This is a genomic window from Acinetobacter sp. AB03, from assembly GCF_058107045.1.
Map to the genome: position 1 here is coordinate 1,280,617 of NZ_JBUEBA010000002.1, position 19,307 is coordinate 1,299,923.

18 protein-coding genes, 1 other RNA gene and 1 pseudogene are annotated in these 19,307 nt (G+C 40.0%); 12 read left to right on the forward strand and 8 right to left on the reverse strand.

Features of this window, described 5'->3' with window-relative positions; all coding sequences use genetic code 11:
* Nucleotides 1–171 precede the first annotated feature (171 nt).
* Nucleotides 172–268: signal recognition particle sRNA small type (gene ffs, locus ACY3FQ_RS06565), an RNA gene on the forward strand.
* Between the two features lie 458 nt (nucleotides 269–726).
* Here ffs and ACY3FQ_RS06570 read toward each other — a convergent pair.
* The 4 genes from ACY3FQ_RS06570 to ACY3FQ_RS06585 form a co-directional block, all read right to left on the reverse strand.
* Nucleotides 727–1,332 carry a regulatory protein RecX gene (locus ACY3FQ_RS06570; protein ID WP_263507336.1) on the reverse strand — a complete coding sequence of 202 codons (606 nt, stop codon included), beginning with the start codon at nucleotides 1,330–1,332 and terminating at the stop codon, nucleotides 727–729.
* Between the two features lie 106 nt (nucleotides 1,333–1,438).
* Entirely contained in the window at nucleotides 1,439–2,482 is a 1,044-nt protein-coding gene (gene recA / locus ACY3FQ_RS06575) for a recombinase RecA (RefSeq protein WP_005401034.1), read from the reverse strand.
* A gap of 114 nt (nucleotides 2,483–2,596) precedes the next feature.
* Nucleotides 2,597–3,040 carry an RNA-binding S4 domain-containing protein gene (locus ACY3FQ_RS06580; protein ID WP_004696588.1) on the reverse strand — a complete coding sequence of 148 codons (444 nt, stop codon included), beginning with the start codon at nucleotides 3,038–3,040 and terminating at the stop codon, nucleotides 2,597–2,599.
* Complete coding sequence (locus ACY3FQ_RS06585; RefSeq protein ID WP_004981908.1) at nucleotides 3,033–3,707, reverse strand: HAD-IA family hydrolase; 675 nt, start codon at nucleotides 3,705–3,707, stop codon at nucleotides 3,033–3,035. Before ACY3FQ_RS06585 ends, ACY3FQ_RS06580 begins: the two co-directional genes overlap by 8 nt.
* Nucleotides 3,708–4,376: 669 nt before the next feature.
* On the opposite strand from ACY3FQ_RS06585, the gene ACY3FQ_RS06590 reads away from it, so the two are divergent.
* From ACY3FQ_RS06590 to ACY3FQ_RS06605, 4 genes are all read left to right on the forward strand, one after another.
* On the forward strand, nucleotides 4,377–4,622 hold the full coding sequence (locus ACY3FQ_RS06590) for a hypothetical protein (protein ID WP_263507334.1): 246 nt from the start codon (nucleotides 4,377–4,379) through the stop codon (nucleotides 4,620–4,622).
* Between the two features lie 319 nt (nucleotides 4,623–4,941).
* Nucleotides 4,942–5,187, forward strand: coding sequence for a hypothetical protein (locus tag ACY3FQ_RS06595; RefSeq protein WP_004696594.1), 246 nt, complete (start codon nucleotides 4,942–4,944; stop codon nucleotides 5,185–5,187).
* Nucleotides 5,188–5,687: 500 nt separating this feature from the next.
* Nucleotides 5,688–6,542, forward strand: a complete 855-nt coding sequence (locus tag ACY3FQ_RS06600; RefSeq protein ID WP_263507333.1) for a 3'(2'),5'-bisphosphate nucleotidase CysQ family protein — start codon at nucleotides 5,688–5,690, stop codon at nucleotides 6,540–6,542.
* 54 nt (nucleotides 6,543–6,596) lie between these two features.
* Entirely contained in the window at nucleotides 6,597–7,328 is a 732-nt protein-coding gene (locus ACY3FQ_RS06605; RefSeq protein ID WP_004696597.1) for a histidine phosphatase family protein, read from the forward strand.
* A 135-nt stretch (nucleotides 7,329–7,463) separates the two neighbouring features.
* Here the strand turns inward: ACY3FQ_RS06605 and ACY3FQ_RS06610 are convergent, their stop codons facing one another.
* Nucleotides 7,464–7,904 carry a hypothetical protein gene (locus ACY3FQ_RS06610; RefSeq protein WP_004981895.1) on the reverse strand — a complete coding sequence of 147 codons (441 nt, stop codon included), beginning with the start codon at nucleotides 7,902–7,904 and terminating at the stop codon, nucleotides 7,464–7,466.
* 465 nt (nucleotides 7,905–8,369) lie between these two features.
* On the opposite strand from ACY3FQ_RS06610, the pseudogene ACY3FQ_RS06615 reads away from it, so the two are divergent.
* Nucleotides 8,370–10,950, forward strand: a pseudogene (locus ACY3FQ_RS06615) (M66 family metalloprotease).
* A gap of 234 nt (nucleotides 10,951–11,184) precedes the next feature.
* Here ACY3FQ_RS06615 and rpsT read toward each other — a convergent pair.
* On the reverse strand, nucleotides 11,185–11,451 hold the full coding sequence (gene rpsT, locus ACY3FQ_RS06620; RefSeq protein WP_004696602.1) for a 30S ribosomal protein S20: 267 nt from the start codon (nucleotides 11,449–11,451) through the stop codon (nucleotides 11,185–11,187).
* Between the two features lie 213 nt (nucleotides 11,452–11,664).
* Between rpsT and ACY3FQ_RS06625 the strand changes: the two genes are divergently transcribed.
* From ACY3FQ_RS06625 to ACY3FQ_RS06635, 3 genes are read left to right on the forward strand one after another with little or no spacing between them, the layout of a single operon-like run.
* Nucleotides 11,665–12,330, forward strand: coding sequence for a Rossmann-fold NAD(P)-binding domain-containing protein (locus ACY3FQ_RS06625; protein WP_263507356.1), 666 nt, complete (start codon nucleotides 11,665–11,667; stop codon nucleotides 12,328–12,330).
* Between the two features lie 8 nt (nucleotides 12,331–12,338).
* Nucleotides 12,339–12,851, forward strand: a complete 513-nt coding sequence (rraA, locus tag ACY3FQ_RS06630; RefSeq protein WP_263507357.1) for a ribonuclease E activity regulator RraA — start codon at nucleotides 12,339–12,341, stop codon at nucleotides 12,849–12,851.
* A 49-nt stretch (nucleotides 12,852–12,900) separates the two neighbouring features.
* Nucleotides 12,901–13,680, forward strand: a complete 780-nt coding sequence (locus tag ACY3FQ_RS06635) for a glutathione S-transferase N-terminal domain-containing protein (protein WP_004696607.1) — start codon at nucleotides 12,901–12,903, stop codon at nucleotides 13,678–13,680.
* A gap of 163 nt (nucleotides 13,681–13,843) precedes the next feature.
* On the opposite strand, the gene ACY3FQ_RS06640 is transcribed toward ACY3FQ_RS06635, so the two are convergent.
* Complete coding sequence (locus tag ACY3FQ_RS06640; protein ID WP_263507358.1) at nucleotides 13,844–14,755, reverse strand: alpha/beta fold hydrolase; 912 nt, start codon at nucleotides 14,753–14,755, stop codon at nucleotides 13,844–13,846.
* Between the two features lie 22 nt (nucleotides 14,756–14,777).
* A complete protein-coding gene (locus ACY3FQ_RS06645; RefSeq protein WP_263507359.1) occupies nucleotides 14,778–15,317 on the reverse strand; it encodes a PadR family transcriptional regulator in 540 nt (179 codons plus the stop codon).
* 169 nt (nucleotides 15,318–15,486) lie between these two features.
* On the opposite strand from ACY3FQ_RS06645, the gene ACY3FQ_RS06650 reads away from it, so the two are divergent.
* From ACY3FQ_RS06650 to ACY3FQ_RS06660, 3 genes are all read left to right on the forward strand, one after another.
* Nucleotides 15,487–17,511, forward strand: coding sequence for an NADPH-dependent 2,4-dienoyl-CoA reductase (locus ACY3FQ_RS06650; protein ID WP_263507360.1), 2,025 nt, complete (start codon nucleotides 15,487–15,489; stop codon nucleotides 17,509–17,511).
* A gap of 191 nt (nucleotides 17,512–17,702) precedes the next feature.
* On the forward strand, nucleotides 17,703–18,116 hold the full coding sequence (locus ACY3FQ_RS06655) for a nuclear transport factor 2 family protein (protein WP_004981883.1): 414 nt from the start codon (nucleotides 17,703–17,705) through the stop codon (nucleotides 18,114–18,116).
* An 81-nt stretch (nucleotides 18,117–18,197) separates the two neighbouring features.
* The gene (locus ACY3FQ_RS06660) at nucleotides 18,198–19,295 is read left to right on the forward strand and encodes a YheT family hydrolase (protein WP_489773727.1); all 1,098 of its coding nucleotides are present in this window, start codon (nucleotides 18,198–18,200) and stop codon (nucleotides 19,293–19,295) included.
* The last annotated feature ends 12 nt before the right edge of the window (nucleotides 19,296–19,307 follow it).

Sequence of the window (19,307 nt, forward strand, 5' to 3'; positions counted from 1 at the left end):
TTGTCGTATATTTAGGTAAATGAATGTAGCCTAGTCGTTACCAATAATTGAGCGATTTTTCTTAAGTTTGTTTTATAAATAGTCAATTGAATGAAATGCTTATTGAAAAGTCGTTTATAGGCTTGCAACTTAGGGAAAAATCTCTATACTCTGTTCTTGCAATGGTAGCCCTGCCGGTTACTTCGCAATTGTACTCTACGAACCCCGCCAGGACCGGAAGGTAGCAACGGTAGTAGAAATATGATGTGCCGAAGGTTGGCTGGTAGGGTTGCCACCATATTCATTTATTAAAAATATAATAATCAATATACAAATACATTGTATGTAGACCAAATTTAAAAAATATCTTTTTATTCACTGTTATTGCGTTTGTAATATTTCCTATTCTCTTTACCCTCAGCTTTTGTTTTAAAGATTCATTTAGTCTATTCCTCACCTCTTTTTGCTCTGCCATGTGTATTTTTCTTAGGTGTGATGTATTTTAATATCACGTTAAATCCTGATTATTTAATTTATCGAAAATTATTTCAAGTATTAGAAATCATTGCATTATTTTTCATCTTATACTTTATATATTTAAGCTTTTCTGAATGTTATCTGATTCGTAGTTGCTTAGACTTACTTTCTAACTCATTAACGATTACATGTAGTTAATGTTGGGTGTGAATATAAGATCAATATTTATAAAGGTGATTTGGGTATAGCTTGGTCAAGAGCGAATGGTGATTAGTCATCAACCCTGCGATTAATCGCTTTCATAATCGCGTCCATTTCAAAGCCACGATACATTAAAAAACGGATTTGTTTGGCTTTTAGTTTTGGATCTGTTGCGACCTCAGTTCCATACTTTCTAACTTTGAGTTGATAGGCTTGTTCGACCCAATCTGTTTCTTTCAGTTCTTCTAAAATTAAACCAGTGTCAATCTTTTTAGTTTTAAGCGCCATTTTAATGCGATTAGGGCCTTTGCCTTTGCGCTTTTGGCTCGATAAAGTGATCTCAGCCACGCGTTGATCACTCTGATAGTTTTGTGCTGAAAGCTCTTCAACCAGTGTAATCACTTCTTCACGGTGCATTGCCCATGTGACCAATTTTTCAATCAATTCTGCTTTTGAATATTCTTTACGTGTTAATACTGCAAAGGCATAAGAACGTAGACGAGAACCTGTTAAACCTGTGGGTTTGGGCTGATTTTCTTCATTAAAATCTAAAGCATCATCAGTTTCTTGTGTTACCTGCGTGTGGCCGTATTGAGTAGCAGGGGATTCTTCCTCACCAAATTGTTGTTTGAGAGCATCATAGTCAAGGAGTTTGGGGAATTTTGAATTAGGCATAATCGGCTATGAAATAGATCTGAATAAACAAAACGCCCCGTAGGGCGTTTCTGAGTGTAAGCCTAAATGTTGTGTAAGAACATTTAATCTTTTTCGATACTTTTAATTAAGCATCTAAAAAGTCTGGCTCTTCTTCATTCTCTTCTACAGGCGCAGCGTTTGCAGTCGTCAGTAGTTTTTCTCGAATGATTTTCTCAATGGTTTCAGCCAACTGAGGGTTTTCTTCAAGGTGACGGATCACATTGTTTTTACCTTGACCGATTTTGTCGCCTTGGTATGAATACCAAGCACCTGCTTTTTGTACGATTTCTTGTTGAACAGCTAAGTCTACAAGTTCGCCCAAGTGGTTGACGCCTTTACCATATAGGATTTGGAAGAGCGCTTCTCGGAATGGAGGTGCCATTTTGTTTTTGACAACTTTCACTTTGGTTTCAGAACCAACGATTTCATCGCCTTCTTTGACCTGACCTACGCGACGAATGTCTAAACGCACAGACGCATAGAATTTCAACGCATTACCACCAGTCGTGGTTTCAGGGCTACCAAACATTACACCAATTTTCATACGAATTTGGTTAATGAAAATTACCATACAGTTTGAACGTTTTGCATTACCTGTAATTTTACGTAATGCTTGGCTCATTAAACGTGCTTGGAGGCCCATGTGTGAGTCGCCCATTTCACCTTCAATTTCCGCACGTGGTGTCAATGCTGCAACAGAGTCGACAACGATAAGGTCAATGGCACCAGAGCGAACCAGCATGTCTGCAATTTCAAGTGCTTGCTCACCATGGTCAGGCTGAGAAACCAGTAGATTGTCAATATCTACGCCAAGTTTACGCGCATACTGTGGGTCTAAAGCGTGTTCTGCATCGATAAATGCACATGTACCACCTGCTTTTTGACATTCGGCAATCGCTTGTAAAGTCATGGTTGTTTTACCTGAAGATTCAGGACCATAAATCTCAACGATACGACCTTTCGGTAAGCCGCCAATGCCGAGTGCAATATCAAGTGTCAATGAACCTGTAGATACCGCTTCAACGGCTTGTACGGTGTTGTCACCAAGACGCATTACTGTGTTTTTACCAAACTGTTTTTCAATTTGGCTTAGCGCAGCATTGAGTGCCTTGCTTTTATTATCATCCATCTTACAACCTCAAAACGATGTCACGGATATTTACTGAATATGCTCAGTATAGTGACAGATTTAGTCTGTATCTTCTATAAAAGTCAGATCGTGTGCGACACAATATGACGCATGTTATTCATCATCATTATAAGACCAATATTGGTCAAATTGTTGATCATTTTCTTGTCTAAATTTACTGATATCGCGTCGGTCTTTTTTACTTGGACGATGATCAGGTCGAGCTAGATTATGCAACTTTCTTTGGCTTGCAATCAATTCCCGTCGTGTAATACTGACTTCAGTTTCTTCATATAATTTTTGTGCAACAGGAGCGGGGCCACGCACGTCAGAGAGTTCTTTGATCACCACGGTTTTCTTGTCAATACCTTGCTGTATGGTGAGTTCCATTCCAACCCGAACTTCTCTCGATACCTTGACACGTTCGCCATTGTGGTGAACTTTGCCCCCCTCAATTGCATTTTTGGCAATGGAGCGCGTTTTAAAAAAACGTGCTGCCCATAACCATTTGTCAATGCGCATGCCGACAGCATCTTCCGCTAAAGTGGATTTACGCATATTTGGCCGTGACCTCAGCTTGCTCTAAATAAGGAATTAAATCGGTGAGCTGATTTAAGATTGGATAAGGGCTGGATGTCTTGCTTTGACCTAGTGATGAGGGTTGAGCAATGGTAAATAGGTTTTGAATACCATAACTTTCAGCACCTTTTAATACTTTTTCAGTGTCATCGATAAAGTAACACTGTGTGGCTGCAAAAGGATGGCGTTCATGGAGATGTTGCCAAAACTCAGTAAACTCTTTGGCATGACCGAGAGTTTCACTGCTAATAATGACATCGAAATATGAAGCCAGTTTCGTGTGTTCAAGTTTGAACTTGAGTCCCTCGCAGTCAGCATTGGTGGCAAGCCAGCAAGGGTAGCCGTTACTTTTTAAATAGTCGAGAAGTTCAAGGCAGCCTTCACGCAGGCTAACTTTATGCTTAAATTCCTGCTGTAAGGCGAGTGTATCTACGCCGACTTTGGCTGTCCAAAAGCGCGTAGAATACCAATTGAGTGTGTGATTATGGGTTTGATAAAACTGAAACAGGGCCTGAGTACTTTGTTCTAAAGAGCACTGGTGTTGTTCAGCATAACGGATAGGAAGCTGATGATTCCAAATAAAATCATCATAGGCAAGATCCAGTAATGTACCGTCCATATCAAAAATGATAATTGGCTTTTCCACTCAAAAAATCTCCAATGTTTCAAAGTTCAGCAATGGCTATAGAAAACAGTTAGCAGCCGATCTAGCAGTTTTACTTTATGCAAATATGGCGTAATTATAGCGTATAGCTGCATAAGATTACGGACTTGCATAGCCCATTGTCAAAAATTGAAGAATATGGGATCTCAATTTTTTAAGTAAGAGCATATAAGATGTGTTAATCGCACATTGATTCACAACAATATTGAACTTCAGCATAAGAAATGATTCACCTTATGGAGAAGGAAGACTTTTCGTAAATATTCGATGAGAGCGCTTAGAGCTGTCATTATTATCGAAAACCTCCACTGTTGTTGCTGATCTAAATCAGCCATGGATTACAACGGACAGCATCATTGGTTTTGTCAGCTTTTCAGTACTGCTTAACTATTCGGCTCACATGTCTATCTAATCTATTTCATCAAATGTTCATTTTATATCGATACCATTAAAACCACCTAAGGGTAGTTTTTATGTTTGAAGCTAAATTTAAACCACTTCAGCTGACGGAGAAAGACTCGTTGTATCCAGCCCAGCGCAATAAAAGTAAGTTTTCTGACAAAAATAAAAAATAAAGTGGTTTTGCTGGTTATTTAAACAAGAATCGGTTAAAAAAGATGTGGCGAATGAGAATAAAATAGAGAGGAATGGATGAGTGAGTTAAATTTAGATTTTTTAGATGAAACCTTAGATAAATATGAAGCAAAAGGTAAGAAAAAGGCCATTAAAAAAATCCGTATTGGTTATATGCTCTATGCAAAATTTATGTCGGATAAAAAATTTGCAGAAAATGTAATGAGTTCATCTTTAGATCCAAATAAGCGGACTTATCGTAATACCAAGATTAAAATTACGCACGATGAATATGAGTTAACCTTTTTACGTAATGATGATTAAGTATTTTTTTGTGTTAAAAACCCTAAGGTTTCATTTATTTGAAATATTTGGGCTGTAAAGTGTGCGACATAAAGCAATGAAAATATAATGATTAGATGATGTTTGTGCAGTTAAACCTGTTTATTTGGAGAGAGGTAAACAGGTTTTTTATTATAATAACTTTCTGGTCTGAGTGATTACAGACAAAAAGCCCGATTTGTTTTTATACTGATCGGGCTTTTATTTTGCTATTGAAATGAAAATATTGAGAAAGATGATTTCTGACATCTTTTGATCATATTGTTCATTGATAATCTTTTTTATTTTGAGTTGCTTCGATATGTCAATTGTTACTGCAAATGAACTAGACGATATTCTAAAAGAATTAATTTCCAAAAATAAAAAGCCTGAAAAGATTTTGATTGGTTATAAAGCATATAGCGAGCTTATGAATGATCGAAAGTTTTTGCATGAAGTCGCTAGCTCGGCTATGGATCCGAATAAAAGAAAGTATCAAAAGATTAAAATCAAAGTGACGCAGGATGAGTATCAATTAGAAGTGAAGTGTTCAGATAAAAATGAGTAGGTGTACCGTAATTTAAAAAAACTGGAGAAAGAGTACATTTTTAATTGATGTATTTGAAATACAGGTTTATACTACACTCGAAATTAAAGCGCTGTAGCTTTTCTTGTTTTATATCCCACGCTCCCATGCGTGGGATTTTTTTGCGCGATGATTTTTCCTAAAGAAATCACTTGGATGTATAAAGATGAAAAGAAGTTGAGAGTAAGCACAAATTAGAAACGGTCAGCTTGTGACTTTTTCTAGTTTCAATATTTAAGGTGTGGGTAAAGGTAAAGTCAGGTTGATTGGACTACTCAACCCAAAGTCAAAAGAAGAATTGGAATTGAGTGATATTTCCTGAGCGTCTTAGGCGTATAATATTTTTAAGGCAGTGTTAAAAAAGTGTTCGCGTGTTCTCACTCTGAGGTGGCAGCATACCGTTGAATACAAGGCGATCAGCATGCTGCTATTTCACAGATGAATTTCTCTATCTATAACTTGATGAATAAAAAGGCGATCTCATGTTTAAGCCCACAACTGCACCTCAAGATGCACTGATATTGCAACTTGTACCGATTGTGACTCAAGCGTGCGAGATTTTACGAGCAGAGTATCAAGCTTATGTTGCAGGTGGTGATTTTACAGTTGAACGAAAATCCGATCATTCACCCGTCACGCAAGCGGACTATCGTGTCAATCAATTTATTACTGATGCTTTAAACAATACCTTTCCTCATTTTCCTGTTCTTTCTGAAGAAGGGCAGCATGCGCATAGACAGCAGTGGCAGTCTTTTTGGATGCTTGATCCTTTAGATGGCACCAAAGAATTTTTGCATCAACGTCCTGAATTCACCATCAATCTCAGTCTTATTGAGGGTGCGCATACAACTTTTGCTGTGTTGGCTATTCCTTGTGAACAGCAAATTTACTTCTGTCCACTACAAGGTCAGCCTTTAAAATACAATATTGAAAAAGACGTATGGTATGTATATGTTCCAGTTGAAAACCACAGTGCTGTTCAAGTCGGCTTAAGTCAAAGTAGTCAGAGCAAACCGCAGTATCAAGTGTATTTAGAGCAGTTGGAAAAACTTACGCCTATTCAAGAGTATCGTGCAGGGAGTGCATATAAGTTCTGCATGGTGTTGGAAGACCGGGTCGATATTTACCCGCGCTTTCACCCAACGAGTGAGTGGGATACCAGTGCTGGACAGTGTTTATTGGAGCGGATCGGTGGAGGTTTGGTTGATTTTCAGGGACGACCATTCGTATATAACCAAAGATTGAGTTTACTGAATGGCGGTTTTATTGCATATCGAAATAACGATATGAAAAAACTGGCATTACAAGCACTTGAACTAATGCCTTCGTCGGCTTGAGCTAAAAACTGAGCGTGCTATAGTGTTTTTTGAATTATTGAGTTGCTAGTGATTATGGCCTTAGAGTTACTCCCGCCTAGTATGTTGAAGGCAATCGATTTATTGCCAGATGCAAAAACGCCAGTGACGTTGTTTACACGTCATTCCATTCGTGAAGTTGTTACGGGTCAGGGGCTTGCAGGCTATGATTTACAGTTGACGCATCAAGGGCGAGATTTGGCGGAGGCGTGGGGTTCCTATCTGATCGATAATACAGATCGAGTGATACAACACTGTATTTCTAGCCCAATTCAACGTTGTATTGATACCGCTGCACTAATGATTCAAGGGGCAGATGGGCAAACCCTTGAGCCGAATACCCACCGTATTGAAATTATCGAACAAGGTTTATTGGTTGAGCCAGGCAGTTTTGTTTTGGATATTAAGCAAGCCGGCCCTTATTTTCAGCGTCAAGGTGCTCTAGGATTTATTAATAGCTTTGTGAATAATGCCTTACCCGGTATGAAGCATCCGATTCATGGCGTAGTAGATGTATTGGAGCTTATATATAACACGCATCCGAACAACCCTTATGGTTTGAGCCTTGCGGTCAGTCATGACACGATTTTAGCTGCGATTTTGGCGGTTATTTCAGGGCGCACGATTGTGACCAAAGAAGACTGGCCGAAAATGATGGAAGGTCTTTTTGTGTGGTTTGAGGGAGATGTGTTTTTGGAATCAAAATTGAAATGGATTTGGCGCGGAGAAATGAATGAACTGAATATTCATGAATTTCAAAATCTGTAAGTGATTTGTTTATTAATAAAAATCAGCTATAAATCTCGTTGCTTCATTTAGACAGTTGTTTTGAACGAAAAAAGAATATACGAGATTTATAGATCGATCATTTGTCACCGTTATTAAATGCTATATCGCATCAGTTTAAATTTTTGCTTTGAGTCGATTGGGAAAATCGAGCAAGTCGATACTTAGGCCTTCATCATTTAAAGGCCATAATGAGGTATTCACTGCTACGCTGTGCTGATGAATACGATTGTATTTATCTGCAGCAATGAGCGTGGCAATCTCATGATTCGAAAGGGTATAAGCATTGACAACATCAGCTGGATATTGAGTGCGGTCATAAAACTCAGCTTCTGTTTCTCCTTGGTGCAGTGCAAAAATACGTTCAATTGCAGGTAAATAGACGCCATAGCCTAACCATGCGTCAACGCCCTGAGAGGCCTGAATTTCTGCGGTTCCACGCATATTTGAGATGACTTTGGCGAGTATGTCTTTTTCACCTTTGGCATGAAAATATTCAATATATTGTTGTTCTGTCAGTTGGAATTTTTCAAGTGTTGGAAGAAATTTATTAATCATGCTATTCCCCAGTAGAACATTCTATGTGGTTTCATTATAAGAAAACAGAATACCATAATTTATTTATGGGATTTTAGTCATTTTGGATCTAAAAATTAAAATAAGCTACGTGCTTACAAAGAAAATTAATTGAAATCTCTTTTTTTTAAAAAATTGACTGACAAATATTGGCACTATATTGGTGCAAATTCAAATGTATAACTCATCATTATTTTTCATAAATTCAAGCCCTGTCACAGAACTTTTACTTTTCGGACTTTAGTTTTAATGTTTATAAAAAATATGTTCTGAAGTGACAAATTATGTAAATTGAATATCAATAGAAAATAGTGTTAAATAATTAAGTTTTTGATTTATATAAATTATTAATGATTTTTAATTTTATTTGTGACTGTTTTGGGGGGAGATGTGAAAAGTGTGAATGAGTTCTTGTATTGCAAGCTAAGTCTTTGTGTTGTAACGCTGATGCTTGCTGCATGTGGTGGTGGGGATGGCGATTCGGCAGAAGCTGCACCTGAAGTTATTGAAAGCACATTGGGGTATTTTGACTACGATGCAAACTCAAAAACACGTGTGATACGAAATGATTTAACTGGTAGCTTTGAGGCGATGTTGCAATTTGGTCAGAGTCATGTGGTTGATCCAAATGGTAATGAAAGTAAAAAAATGCCACATTTAACGATGGAAAAAGAGGCATTGTTATTGGTTACACCCAGTCAAGCAATGGGAACAATCGAGATGCTGAGTGCAGACATCTATATGAATAACCAATGGTTAAGAACTATTGAATTGGCTGATCCAACACACATTCCTCAGTCTGATCAAACTAATACTGATGACCGTCCGCGTGTGCAATATAGTAAGCGCGCGTGGAGTGCTCGACTCAATTGGGATGAAATACGTCCAGGTTTGCGTATTCAGATCAAAGATTCTCTTGGACGTCAGGGGCAAATTGCGGAAGACAAAATTGATTTTGCCTCTCCGGGAGAGTTGGTCTTAAACAATATTCGTATCGGTATGTTAACGGCTCCTCCTGTTTCCAATGGTCACTATATGCTGAATGATCCTGTTCGGGCAGGTTCAGATTACTTTCAAACGATTCCAGCTGCTGAAATGACCGTTGCAAAATATGATGATATTCAGTTGGATCGCGTCATGATTGCAGACGGGACGATTTACGATACGGCAAGCACCAGCCAAGGCGGAGTTTATGAGGGTGACATGCGTGAAAACGTGGGTAAGTCGACATTTAGCGTAGGTATTAATCTAGCAAACTGGGGAATTACCAGTGCTTCGATGGCAAGTCAAAATCAACCACAATTAACCCAAACCGTAGTTGCACACCATAGCCGTGGAAAATATGCCAATGGCGAAAGTAATCATGGTTTAAGTGGTGGTAATGGCATGCTGACGTTGTATGATTCGGTTGGAAATGAGTTTAGTCATGAAATTGGACATCACTATGGACTGGGGCATTATCCTGGGCAGGAGGGTGATAACCAGTTTTGGACTTCACATCATGCAGACAGTGGTTGGGGTTATATTCCCTATCGCAATATGATGCGGGGTAATTTGATCTAGAATAATAAGGATTTATGGGCTGCTTCTACAGGAATTGCAAATTTCTTAGCTTTATATCCACATAGCCGAGATGCAATGTCTGGTGGTTATGCATCAAGCTCAGTTTCACGTTATACCCACTATACGGGCTATAGCACTTATTTAAAAATTCAACCGCATTTTAACCGTTATGTGTGGGACAAGACTTCACCGACGGGTTATAAAAAATGGAATGAAGTCACACGGCAGATGGAAGTGGCTCAACCTACTATGCCAGATTCTGCTGCACCTGTTTGGTATCAACCAAAGCAAAACTATTTACGCCCACGTGTCTTTGGTGAGCCTGTAGTGACCATTTTGGGTGGCTATGACCCTGTTGCAAAGGTTGGGTTACTCTATCCTGCGGCACGTTCAAACTGGGGCAATGTCTATGATTTACCCGCTGCAAATACGACGTTAAATCAGGATGCATGTTGGTTAAATGTACAGTATCCAAATACAGTGACCAATATTGCACTGGCTCCGACACGATTAGGTAGTAATGCCAATAAATTACATGTCAATTTAGCGCTTGCAGATCATCCTCAGAAAGTTGATTTATATTGTAAGCAGGTCAATGCTGCTGCCAAATTATTATCGACGACAGTGATTCCCCAATATGCTACGGCTTACGCCTGCAGTTAAGATTGGTAAAGCGCAGGGTTATAAAGCCTTACGCGATGTAGAGTTATCTCTACTTGAGCAAGAGCTACTGAATCAGGCGGCGAACAATCTTATTGTTTTGTCACCAAACGGTTTAATGCTTTATCAGGCTTATAAATCGTATAAAAATGAGATGAGTTTAGCTGCACAGCAGGTACTTGAGCGTTATGAAGAGCAAGAAACTAGGTGGATGCGTTTAAATCGTTGGGTAAATGTTTATTATGATGATTTGGCCAAAGATGTACCTGCTGCGATTGATGCACTCAAGGCTTTTATCAAACAGCTGGGTTTACAACAAGATGACCCAGTTGCACATAGTGGATTGTTGAAAAATAACAAGAATTGCTTGAAAACAGAGCTGGCATCTAACCAACAAATGGATGTTTACATTAGTGGCCCGTCGGCTTGTACTGCTGATGAGACCGAGCAGTGGGTTTATGACAGTTTAGGGCGTATCCATAGCAAGGCGGCTATGGGGCAGTGTCTAACGGGTAATGGGGGAAGTGCTAAAGTCACCTTGACTGACTGTATGGTGAATAATGCAGCACAAGTGTGGTCAATGGATGCCACGACGTCTGCTATTAAACAATCAGGACAGTGCTTAGATTTAAACTCGGGTAATTTGGTAAATAACCGTCAGATTGCAATTCGATATGGCTGCTCTGGAAATAATAATCAAAGATGGACAATGCTGAACCAAAATACAAGCTTGATTTTAGCTGGGGCAACATCAAGAAATATTGGTATTTTAGTGAAAAAACTGAAAACTCAATCTTTGAATTAAACCACTGCTCATCTGGCAAATGATTTAACATGAAATGAAAATGAGCTCCCTAAAGGGGGCTTTTTTTGTAAGTAGATGTTCTCGTGGGTGTTAGAGAGCGCTTGCTAGATTTTATTTGGGTTTTAAACCGTATTGTTAAGTATAGATGTACTGAAAAGGGTGTGCGCCTTGTGAAAGTTCTAAAAATAGATACAAAAAAAGCCCTTTAAAAAGGGCTTTTTTTTAATGCATAAATTAGTTAGCTAAAGCTTTAACTTGTGCATTTAAACGGCTCTTATGACGAGCAGCTTTGTTTTTATGGATGATGCCTTTATCAGCCATACGGTCGATTACTGGTACAGCAGTTTTGTATGCTTCAGAAGCAACTGCGTAATCACCAGCAGCGATAGCAGCTACTGTACGTTTGATGTAAGTACGAACCATAGAACGTAAGCTTGCGTTGTGTTTGCGTGCTTTAACGTTTTGACGAGCACGTTTTTTAGCTTGAGCAGAGTTTGCCACTCGTGCACTCCTTGAAATAGATTGGTCTGGGCGGGCTGAAATTCAAACTGAAAACCACATCAGAAGAACAATCACCAGCCCGTAAACAAGTGGCATATTTTGATTAATATACGCAGTGAAGTCAAGTCTTGACATGCTTTGACTATATTTAAGATACATAAAAATTCTAAAGAAAAGGTAAGATTAGCCATCTGCATGGGAGTTTGTATAAAAATGACACAAAATATAGAACAAGCCATTGTGATTGGCGCAACGGGTTTGGTGGGCTTAAATCTGGTTCAACAATTACAACAACTGCCAAGTTGTAGCAAAATTTTGGCTGTGGTCAGAAAGCATAATGTGCAGCTCGATCACTATGACAAAGTTCAGCAACTGGAGTTGGATGATTTTTTATTACTCAACCATGAAGATGTTCAGGGCTACAGTCATGCTTTTAGTTGTTTGGGGACGACTTTAAAGAAAGCTGGCTCAAAAGAGCAGTTTTATGCCATCGACTATGTGGTGAATGCACATTTTGCTGAATTGTTTGTTTTGACCAAAACCCATTATGTGTTGATCAGTGCCTTGGGGGCGCAAGCCAATTCAAAAATTTTCTATAATCGCGTCAAAGGTGAGCTTGAAGAGACTATTCGAGGACTCGATTTATATAAGGTTAGTATTCTGCAGCCATCCTTACTGATCGGACAGCGTAATGAAGGTCGCATGTTGGAAGATATTTTCCAAAAGGCTTATACCAAACTATCGCATTTTATACCAAAGCATTTTAAATATAAGCCAGTGACAGCAGAACAAGTGGCTCATACTATGGTCGAGGCTGCCCAAACGCAGACCGAGAAATTTGAAATATATGATAATTTACGCATACAAAAGACAAAATGAGGGGAAGTGTGGTGACGACAGCATTTGTGACATGCGATTTATTGGATGATCATCCTGAACTTGATTTACAAGTGGTCAGCCCATCAATGGATGGTAAGTTCTTTAAGAGCTATGGTGCGCGTAAAACCTTTGGTGGTCAGGTGGTTACGGTTAAATGCTTTGAAGATAACTCTCGGGTGAAAGAGCTGTTAGCAACAGATGGTACGGGTAAAGTATTGGTTGTGGATGGTGGCGCTTCGATGCGCTGTGCCTTGATGGGAGACTTAATTGCAGAGTCAGCAGTCAAAAATCACTGGAATGGTGTGGTGATTTATGGCTGTGTCCGCGATGTAGATGCGATTGCTGAACTAGATTTAGGTGTGCATGCTTTAGCCGCCATTCCACAAAAAAGTAATCGTAAGGGTGTAGGAGAAGTTGATATCAGCCTGCATTTTGGTGGTGTCACCATTCAAGCAGGTCATTATCTCTATGCGGATAATAACGGCATTGTCATTGCAAAAGAAAAACTGGTCGATGAATAAGCACCAACCAGACTCATAACAACATAAACAAAAGATATGGACGTGTAATATGGTGAAGCATCAAATTAAAGTGATTCAGGCTCTTTTTTCGGGGCTTGCGCAAGGTGGGCGTGGTGTAACAGGAACGCCGCATCCTAAACAACCTGAGCAACCTTTAAAGCTCTATGAGTTTGAAGGCTCGCCATATTGTCGTCGTGTGCGTGAAGTACTGACTTTGTTGAACTTAGATTATGAAGTGTATCCATGTCCTAAGGGTGGAACTAAATATCGCCCTTTGGTGAAACAGTTGGGTGGGAAAACCCAATTTCCTTTTTTACTCGATGAGAACACAGACACCAAGCTATACGAGTCTGAAGATATTATTCACTACTTGTTTGAACAGTATGGTCGCAGTGGTAAAACACCGAAAAAGTATGCACATTATCCCAAAACGCCTTATGTTGCTTATGTCGGGACATTGGTAAATGGAGCGAGTGGAGTGTGGATCAATAAGAGTATTAAAGATCGCGTAGCGCCAGAACAGCTGTTACAACTTTGGGGATTTGAAGCCAGTCCTTATACTCGGATTGTCCGTGGTTTGCTGACCGAGTTGGAGCTCCCTTTTAAGTTTCATAATGTGCCTAAAGAACGTTGGCAAGATCAAGGCCCAGCAGTACTGCGTTTAAAGCCGGGCAAATATGTACCTTTGGCAGGTGGAAAGCGTGAGCAAGTCATGCAGGTGATGGGGCGTGATATTCAAGTGCCATATTTGGTTGATCCGAACACTGAAACAGCTTTGTTTGAGTCGGCAGATATTGTTGCTTATCTCAAGCAGACCTATGCAGCATAAGAAAAAGGCGTCTCTTAGAGATGCCTTTTTTAATTCCTAAGCATTGGTGTTTTATCGGACTGATTTAATTTTTTTGTCATTACAATGCAATGATTAAGTGTATTTATCTTCAGCTGAGCTGTTATAAAAATATTCATTATTTGGTTGATAATACGACACACATTCAAACATCCGTAGCATTGAGGAAACGTGTAATTTCTTGAGAGAATTTGAGTGGTTCACTCAATAAAGGCGTATGCCCGGATTTTTTAAAGACCACTGTTTTTGCATGAGGCACACTTGAGGCAATCAGCTTTTGTCCTTGAGCAGGATAAAGTTTAGAGTTTTCACCAATAAAAAATGTAGCCGGTCGGTCAATCTGGCGGAGCGCACTGCGATAGTCTTCTTGATGATCAAGATAATTTTGAATATACCAAGCCATATAGTCTAAACGCTGGATCGGGAGCATGAATTTTTGTAAGTGTATCTGTTGAAATGCTTTTTGAAATAAGGCCGCAGTTCGAGATGGTGTGGCTTGCAGTTGAATAAAAGCCAACCATTGCTTGATCAGTTCAGTACGTATGGGTGCTGTTAAGTCTGAGAGCAAACGGTACTGTGCATTTTGAGCCAATAGGTCTGCAATGTTTTGTAGGATGGCTTTGAAATCGGCATGCTTTTCAGCAAATAACCCATGTGGCCAGTCTGCGTCGACGCTAATCTTGGGGGTTTGGTCAATGTGTAAATAGCTGCGGATATGGTTTTGAAAGCGGCCATATTGCATACCATGCATGGCTGTCGTAGCGCCCATAGAATAGGCAATCACATGGAATGCTGTATCAGCATATTGTTTTAGAAAGCAGTTTAAATCTTTCCAGTGGCTGGAAATCGCATCCAGTGTGGGAATTTTGCACTGCGCTGAACCACCAAAACCCCGCCAGTCAGGAATGTAAAAACGGTACTTTTTACGGTGTTGATATAAAAAAGGTAGCCATTGCCAACTTTGCATCCCTAAGCCAGATAAGACCAGTACAGGTGTGCCTTGTCCAAATTCTCGAACATAGAGTTTTTCGCCATCTGGCATGAGGTAATGTGGCATGGTCAATCCTTTGCGTGGTTTATTATTTTTCGAAGTTTTTCAGTGCTGGAATCATGGTCTCTAGCCACTCAATCCAACCACATTCTAAATTAATTCCAAGTTGTAAAATCATTTTATGGATGTATAAGGTACGATCATTTTCTTCAGCATGACCAAAGTCTTTGGCAAAAATGCTTTGGTAAATTTGTAGTTTTTCTTTGTGTAAGATGAGATGTCGTTCAAGTTCAGGCAAAACCGTGTTGCCGCCAAGCTGAGCTTCAACACGCAGTCTCACCATCAGTTCTTCACGGAGCTGGGCAGGTGGGCTTTGTTTTACCAGCCAGTCGGCAAGTTCTGTACGTCCGAGCTGTTCTGCCTGATAGGTTTTTTTACGCGAGGTTGCACCATCATCTTCTATCGTTGAAATCCAGCCTTTGTTCTGCATAGCGCTGAGTTCTCTATATATCTGTTGATGTGTTGCATTCCAAAAGAAGCCCATTGAACGGTCAAAACGACGCGCTAACTCAATACCTGTGCTTGGTTTTTCAATCAAACTGGTCAATAAAACATGAGCTAATGACATTTCGGTAATATTTCGCAATTAAAATGGACGTAGAGTCATTATGCAACATGTTGCATAAAAAACAAATCTCGATTATAAAGATAAACATTATGCAACTTGTTGCATTAAATAATTTGATCTAACCTTGTATTTAAAATACCAGCCAGCGAAAGCACGCCAAGGAGTACACATGTCTAATTACCCGCATTTACTTGCGCCTTTAGATTTAGGCTTTACCACATTAAAAAACCGCGTATTAATGGGATCTATGCACGTTGGACTTGAAGAAGTTGAAGGTGGTTATGATCGCATGGCGGCATTTTATGCAGAGCGTGCCGCTGGCGGTGTAGGGCTAATCGTAACAGGGGGTATTTCACCGAATGATCATGGTGTGACTTTTCACGATGGTTCTAAGTTAGATACTTTAGAAGAAGCGGAAAAGCATAAAGTCATCACACAAGCCGTACATGATGCGGGTGGTAAAATTGCATTACAGATTTTACATACTGGTCGTTATTCTTATCAGGCTGAAAACGTTGCACCTTCTGCAATTCAAGCGCCGATTAACCCTGTAAAACCGCATGCTCTTACTTCTGCTGAAGTAAATCAGACTATTGCTGATTTTGCCAATTGTGCAAAATTGTCGCAAATCGCTGGCTATGATGGCGTTGAAATCATGGGTTCAGAAGGCTACTTAATTAATGAGTTCATCGCGGCACGTACCAATCATCGTGATGATGAATGGGGCGGAAGCTATGAAAACCGTATTCGTTTTCCGATTGAAATCGTAAAACGAACTCGTGCAGAAGTTGGTGAAAACTTTATTATTATTTACCGTCTTTCAATGTTGGATTTGGTTGAAGGTGGTTCGACTTTAGAAGAAGTGATTCAGCTTGCCAAAGAAATTGAAAAGGCGGGTGCAACCATTATCAATACAGGTATTGGTTGGCATGAAGCGCGTATTCCAACGATTGCAACCAAAGTACCACGTGCGGCATTTACATGGGTGACCAAGAAGCTAAAAGGTTCGGTTCAAATTCCTTTGGTGACGTCTAACCGTATTAATACCCCTGAAATGGCTGAACATGTTTTGGCTCAGGGTGATGCGGATATGGTGTCGATGGCACGCCCAATGCTTGCAGATGCTGAGTTTGTACTCAAAGCAGAACAAGGCCGTAGTGATGAAATCAATACCTGTATTGGTTGTAATCAAGCCTGTTTAGATCAAATTTTCTCCATGCAAATTGCGACGTGTTTAGTTAATCCACGTGCATGTTATGAAACTGAACTGATTTTTAAAGAAAGTGCGGCTAAGAAAAATATTGCGGTGATTGGTGCTGGGCCTGCAGGTTTGAGTTTTGCGACTTATGCTGCTGACCGTGGACATCAAGTGACTGTTTTTGATGCAGCAAGTCAGATTGGTGGTCAGTTTAATATTGCGAAGACTATTCCTGGTAAAGAAGAGTTTTACGAAACACTGCGTTATTTCAAACGTAAAATTGAATTACAACCCAATATCAAATTGGTGCTGAATCATACCGCAACTTATGAGGAACTGAGCGCTGAGAACTATGATGACATCGTGGTTGCAACAGGTGTTACTCCACGTGAGCTGACTATAGAAGGGATTGATCACCCGAAAGTGTTGAGCTATATCGAAGTTCTACGTGAGCGTAAGCCTGTCGGTAAAAAAGTCGCGATTATTGGTGCGGGCGGTATTGGTTTCGATACAGCAGAATACTTAAGCCATGAAGGTGAAAGCGGTAGTTTAAACCCACAAAAATTCTATGATGAGTGGGGAATCGACACCAGCTATGCGCATGTCGGTGGCTTAAAACAGCCAGTCTTGGAGCAATCGGATCGTGAAATTTACCTTCTACAGCGTAAAGCGAAGGCAGTCGGTGCAAGCTTAGGTAAAACCACAGGTTGGATACACCGTACAGGGTTAAAACATCGCGATGTAAAAATGATTGCAGGTGCAAGCTACGACAAAATTGATGATCAAGGTCTCCACATTACAGTGAATGATCAGCCAACGGTTTTAGAGGTTGATCACGTGATTATCTGTGCAGGACAAGAGTCTTATACTGCAATGTACGATCAGTTAAAAGCCGATGGTAAAAATGTGCATTTGATTGGTGGCGCGAAAGAAGCAGGTGAGTTGGATGCGAAGCGTGCGATTCGTCAAGGCGCTGAACTGGCTGCGACCATTTAATCGATAACAATAATTTATCCGCTTAAATTTTGTAATAAAACTCCCTCTCCTGTGAGGAGAGGGTTTGGGAGAGATATTTGCTAAAATATTATCTTTTCCCTCGTGTAGCCTTTTCCATGAAACGTATGTGGTGTAAGAGAAGGTGCCTTTATTGCAGATTTGAGTGGATTCACTTTCATAAGGATATAAGAATGAGTTTAGCAACAACAAAACAAGCCTTGGTACGCTGGCATGATATGGTCACGACTCGTGATATGAGCATCTTAAATGAGCTTTTAGCAGAAGATGTCGTATTCCGTTCACCTGTGGCATTTAATCCTTATCCGGGTAAGCAAGTGGTTTTTTTTATTTTAAGTAATGTGATTCAGGTTTTTGAAAACTTTACTTACCACCGTGAATTTTTTACAGAAGATGGTTTAAGTGTCGTCCTTGAGTTTTCTGCCAATGTCGGCGAAAAGAAACTCAAAGGGATTGACATGATTCGTTTTAATGAGCAAGGTCAAATTGTAGATTTTGAAGTGATGATCCGCCCTAAATCTGGGCTAGAGGCCTTAGCTGTACAAATGGGACAGCGAATGGCAGCTTTTGCACCTCAAGCTGGATGATAAACATGTGACTTGTTATTTATAGTTAGGCACGAAAATTGATGCATCACCAAGAAAGATAGGAAAAAAGAAGGTACTGATATGAATGCTGTGTTCAGTTTGCTAAACCAATTAAGCCAAACGGCGTGGGATCGAGTGACTGGTGCGGAACAACCGAAGCTCTATATTAACCCGCAAGGGCAAATTCAAGAGACTGTTGGGGCGCTTACACAGCTTCAGGAAAAGTACAGACCAACACCGTGGTTATCCAACACGCATGCCCATCTTTTGTATTTTGATGTGATTCGCAAGCGTCAGATTCAATTGGAATACGATCATTTTGATCAGTTAGAGATGCAAGACGGTGGGGTCACTGGCATCATGTGGTTTGGTTATGATTTGCCTGAAGCGATGCCAACGGTTGTGGTTATGCATACGATTACAGGCTCTCCTGAAAGTATGCGTGAAGTGGTGCGTGACTTAAATCGCTATACGGGTTGGCGTGTTGCACTGTGCTTACGCCGTCGACATGCAGACCTTCCAATGCCTGTACCTAAAATGAATCTTTTTGGTTCAACCGATGATTTACGTGAACAAATTGCCTTTATTCAAAGTACATTTCCAAGTTCAATGTTGTATGCGGTAGGCTCTTCTGCGGGAACGGGGCTTTTGGTGCGTTACTTAGGTGAAGAAGGGAGTCAAACACCTTTTAAGGCGGCCTTTGCCCTGTGTCCTGGCTATAACACTGAGTTGGGTTTTGTAAATGTGCATCCCTTTTACAGTAAGGTCATGACCAAGAAGCTGTTTAAGAAATTTATTTTTCCCTACCAGCAAACGTGGCAACAAACAGCGTCTGTGTCGCAAGTTTTAATGACCAAAACCTTGGCTGAGTTTGAGTCGAGTTATTATGAAATGGCGGGTTATGTGGACTATGATAGTTATAACCAAGCCACAAACCCAATCTATGTATTTGAAAATGTCACCATTCCATTGCTGATTTTAAATGCAGAGGATGATCCCGTTTGTCACATTAAAAATTTTGAACCGTATAAAGACATGATCCGTCAAATGCCGAATATTGCCGTTGTGACCACCAAAAAAGGCAGCCATTGTGGCTTCTATGAAGGGGCACTTAATACAGAGTCTTGGGCAACCAAGCTGATTGCGGACTTTTTGAAATTGGAACAACAAAAACACTAAGTATAAAAAAGA

Excerpts from the sequence above, each read along its gene's own strand:
- ACY3FQ_RS06610 (WP_004981895.1), bottom strand. The coding sequence starts at position 7,904 with ATGATTAATAAATTTCTTCCAACACTTGAAAAATTCCAACTGACAGAA.
- ACY3FQ_RS06640 (WP_263507358.1), bottom strand. The coding sequence starts at position 14,755 with ATGCCACATTACCTCATGCCAGATGGCGAAAAACTCTATGTTCGAGAA.
- ACY3FQ_RS06635 (WP_004696607.1), top strand. The coding sequence starts at position 12,901 with ATGGTGAAGCATCAAATTAAAGTGATTCAGGCTCTTTTTTCGGGGCTT.
- ACY3FQ_RS06655 (WP_004981883.1), top strand. The coding sequence starts at position 17,703 with ATGAGTTTAGCAACAACAAAACAAGCCTTGGTACGCTGGCATGATATG.
- ACY3FQ_RS06590 (WP_263507334.1), top strand. The coding sequence starts at position 4,377 with ATGAGTGAGTTAAATTTAGATTTTTTAGATGAAACCTTAGATAAATAT.
- ACY3FQ_RS06570 (WP_263507336.1), bottom strand. The coding sequence starts at position 1,332 with ATGCCTAATTCAAAATTCCCCAAACTCCTTGACTATGATGCTCTCAAA.
- ACY3FQ_RS06600 (WP_263507333.1), top strand. The coding sequence starts at position 5,688 with ATGTTTAAGCCCACAACTGCACCTCAAGATGCACTGATATTGCAACTT.
- ACY3FQ_RS06595 (WP_004696594.1), top strand. The coding sequence starts at position 4,942 with ATGTCAATTGTTACTGCAAATGAACTAGACGATATTCTAAAAGAATTA.
- ACY3FQ_RS06660 (WP_489773727.1), top strand. The coding sequence starts at position 18,198 with ATGAATGCTGTGTTCAGTTTGCTAAACCAATTAAGCCAAACGGCGTGG.
- ACY3FQ_RS06625 (WP_263507356.1), top strand. The coding sequence starts at position 11,665 with ATGACACAAAATATAGAACAAGCCATTGTGATTGGCGCAACGGGTTTG.
- ACY3FQ_RS06645 (WP_263507359.1), bottom strand. The coding sequence starts at position 15,317 with ATGTCATTAGCTCATGTTTTATTGACCAGTTTGATTGAAAAACCAAGC.
- recA (WP_005401034.1), bottom strand. The coding sequence starts at position 2,482 with ATGGATGATAATAAAAGCAAGGCACTCAATGCTGCGCTAAGCCAAATT.
- ACY3FQ_RS06580 (WP_004696588.1), bottom strand. The coding sequence starts at position 3,040 with ATGCGTAAATCCACTTTAGCGGAAGATGCTGTCGGCATGCGCATTGAC.
- ACY3FQ_RS06650 (WP_263507360.1), top strand. The coding sequence starts at position 15,487 with ATGTCTAATTACCCGCATTTACTTGCGCCTTTAGATTTAGGCTTTACC.
- ACY3FQ_RS06605 (WP_004696597.1), top strand. The coding sequence starts at position 6,597 with ATGGCCTTAGAGTTACTCCCGCCTAGTATGTTGAAGGCAATCGATTTA.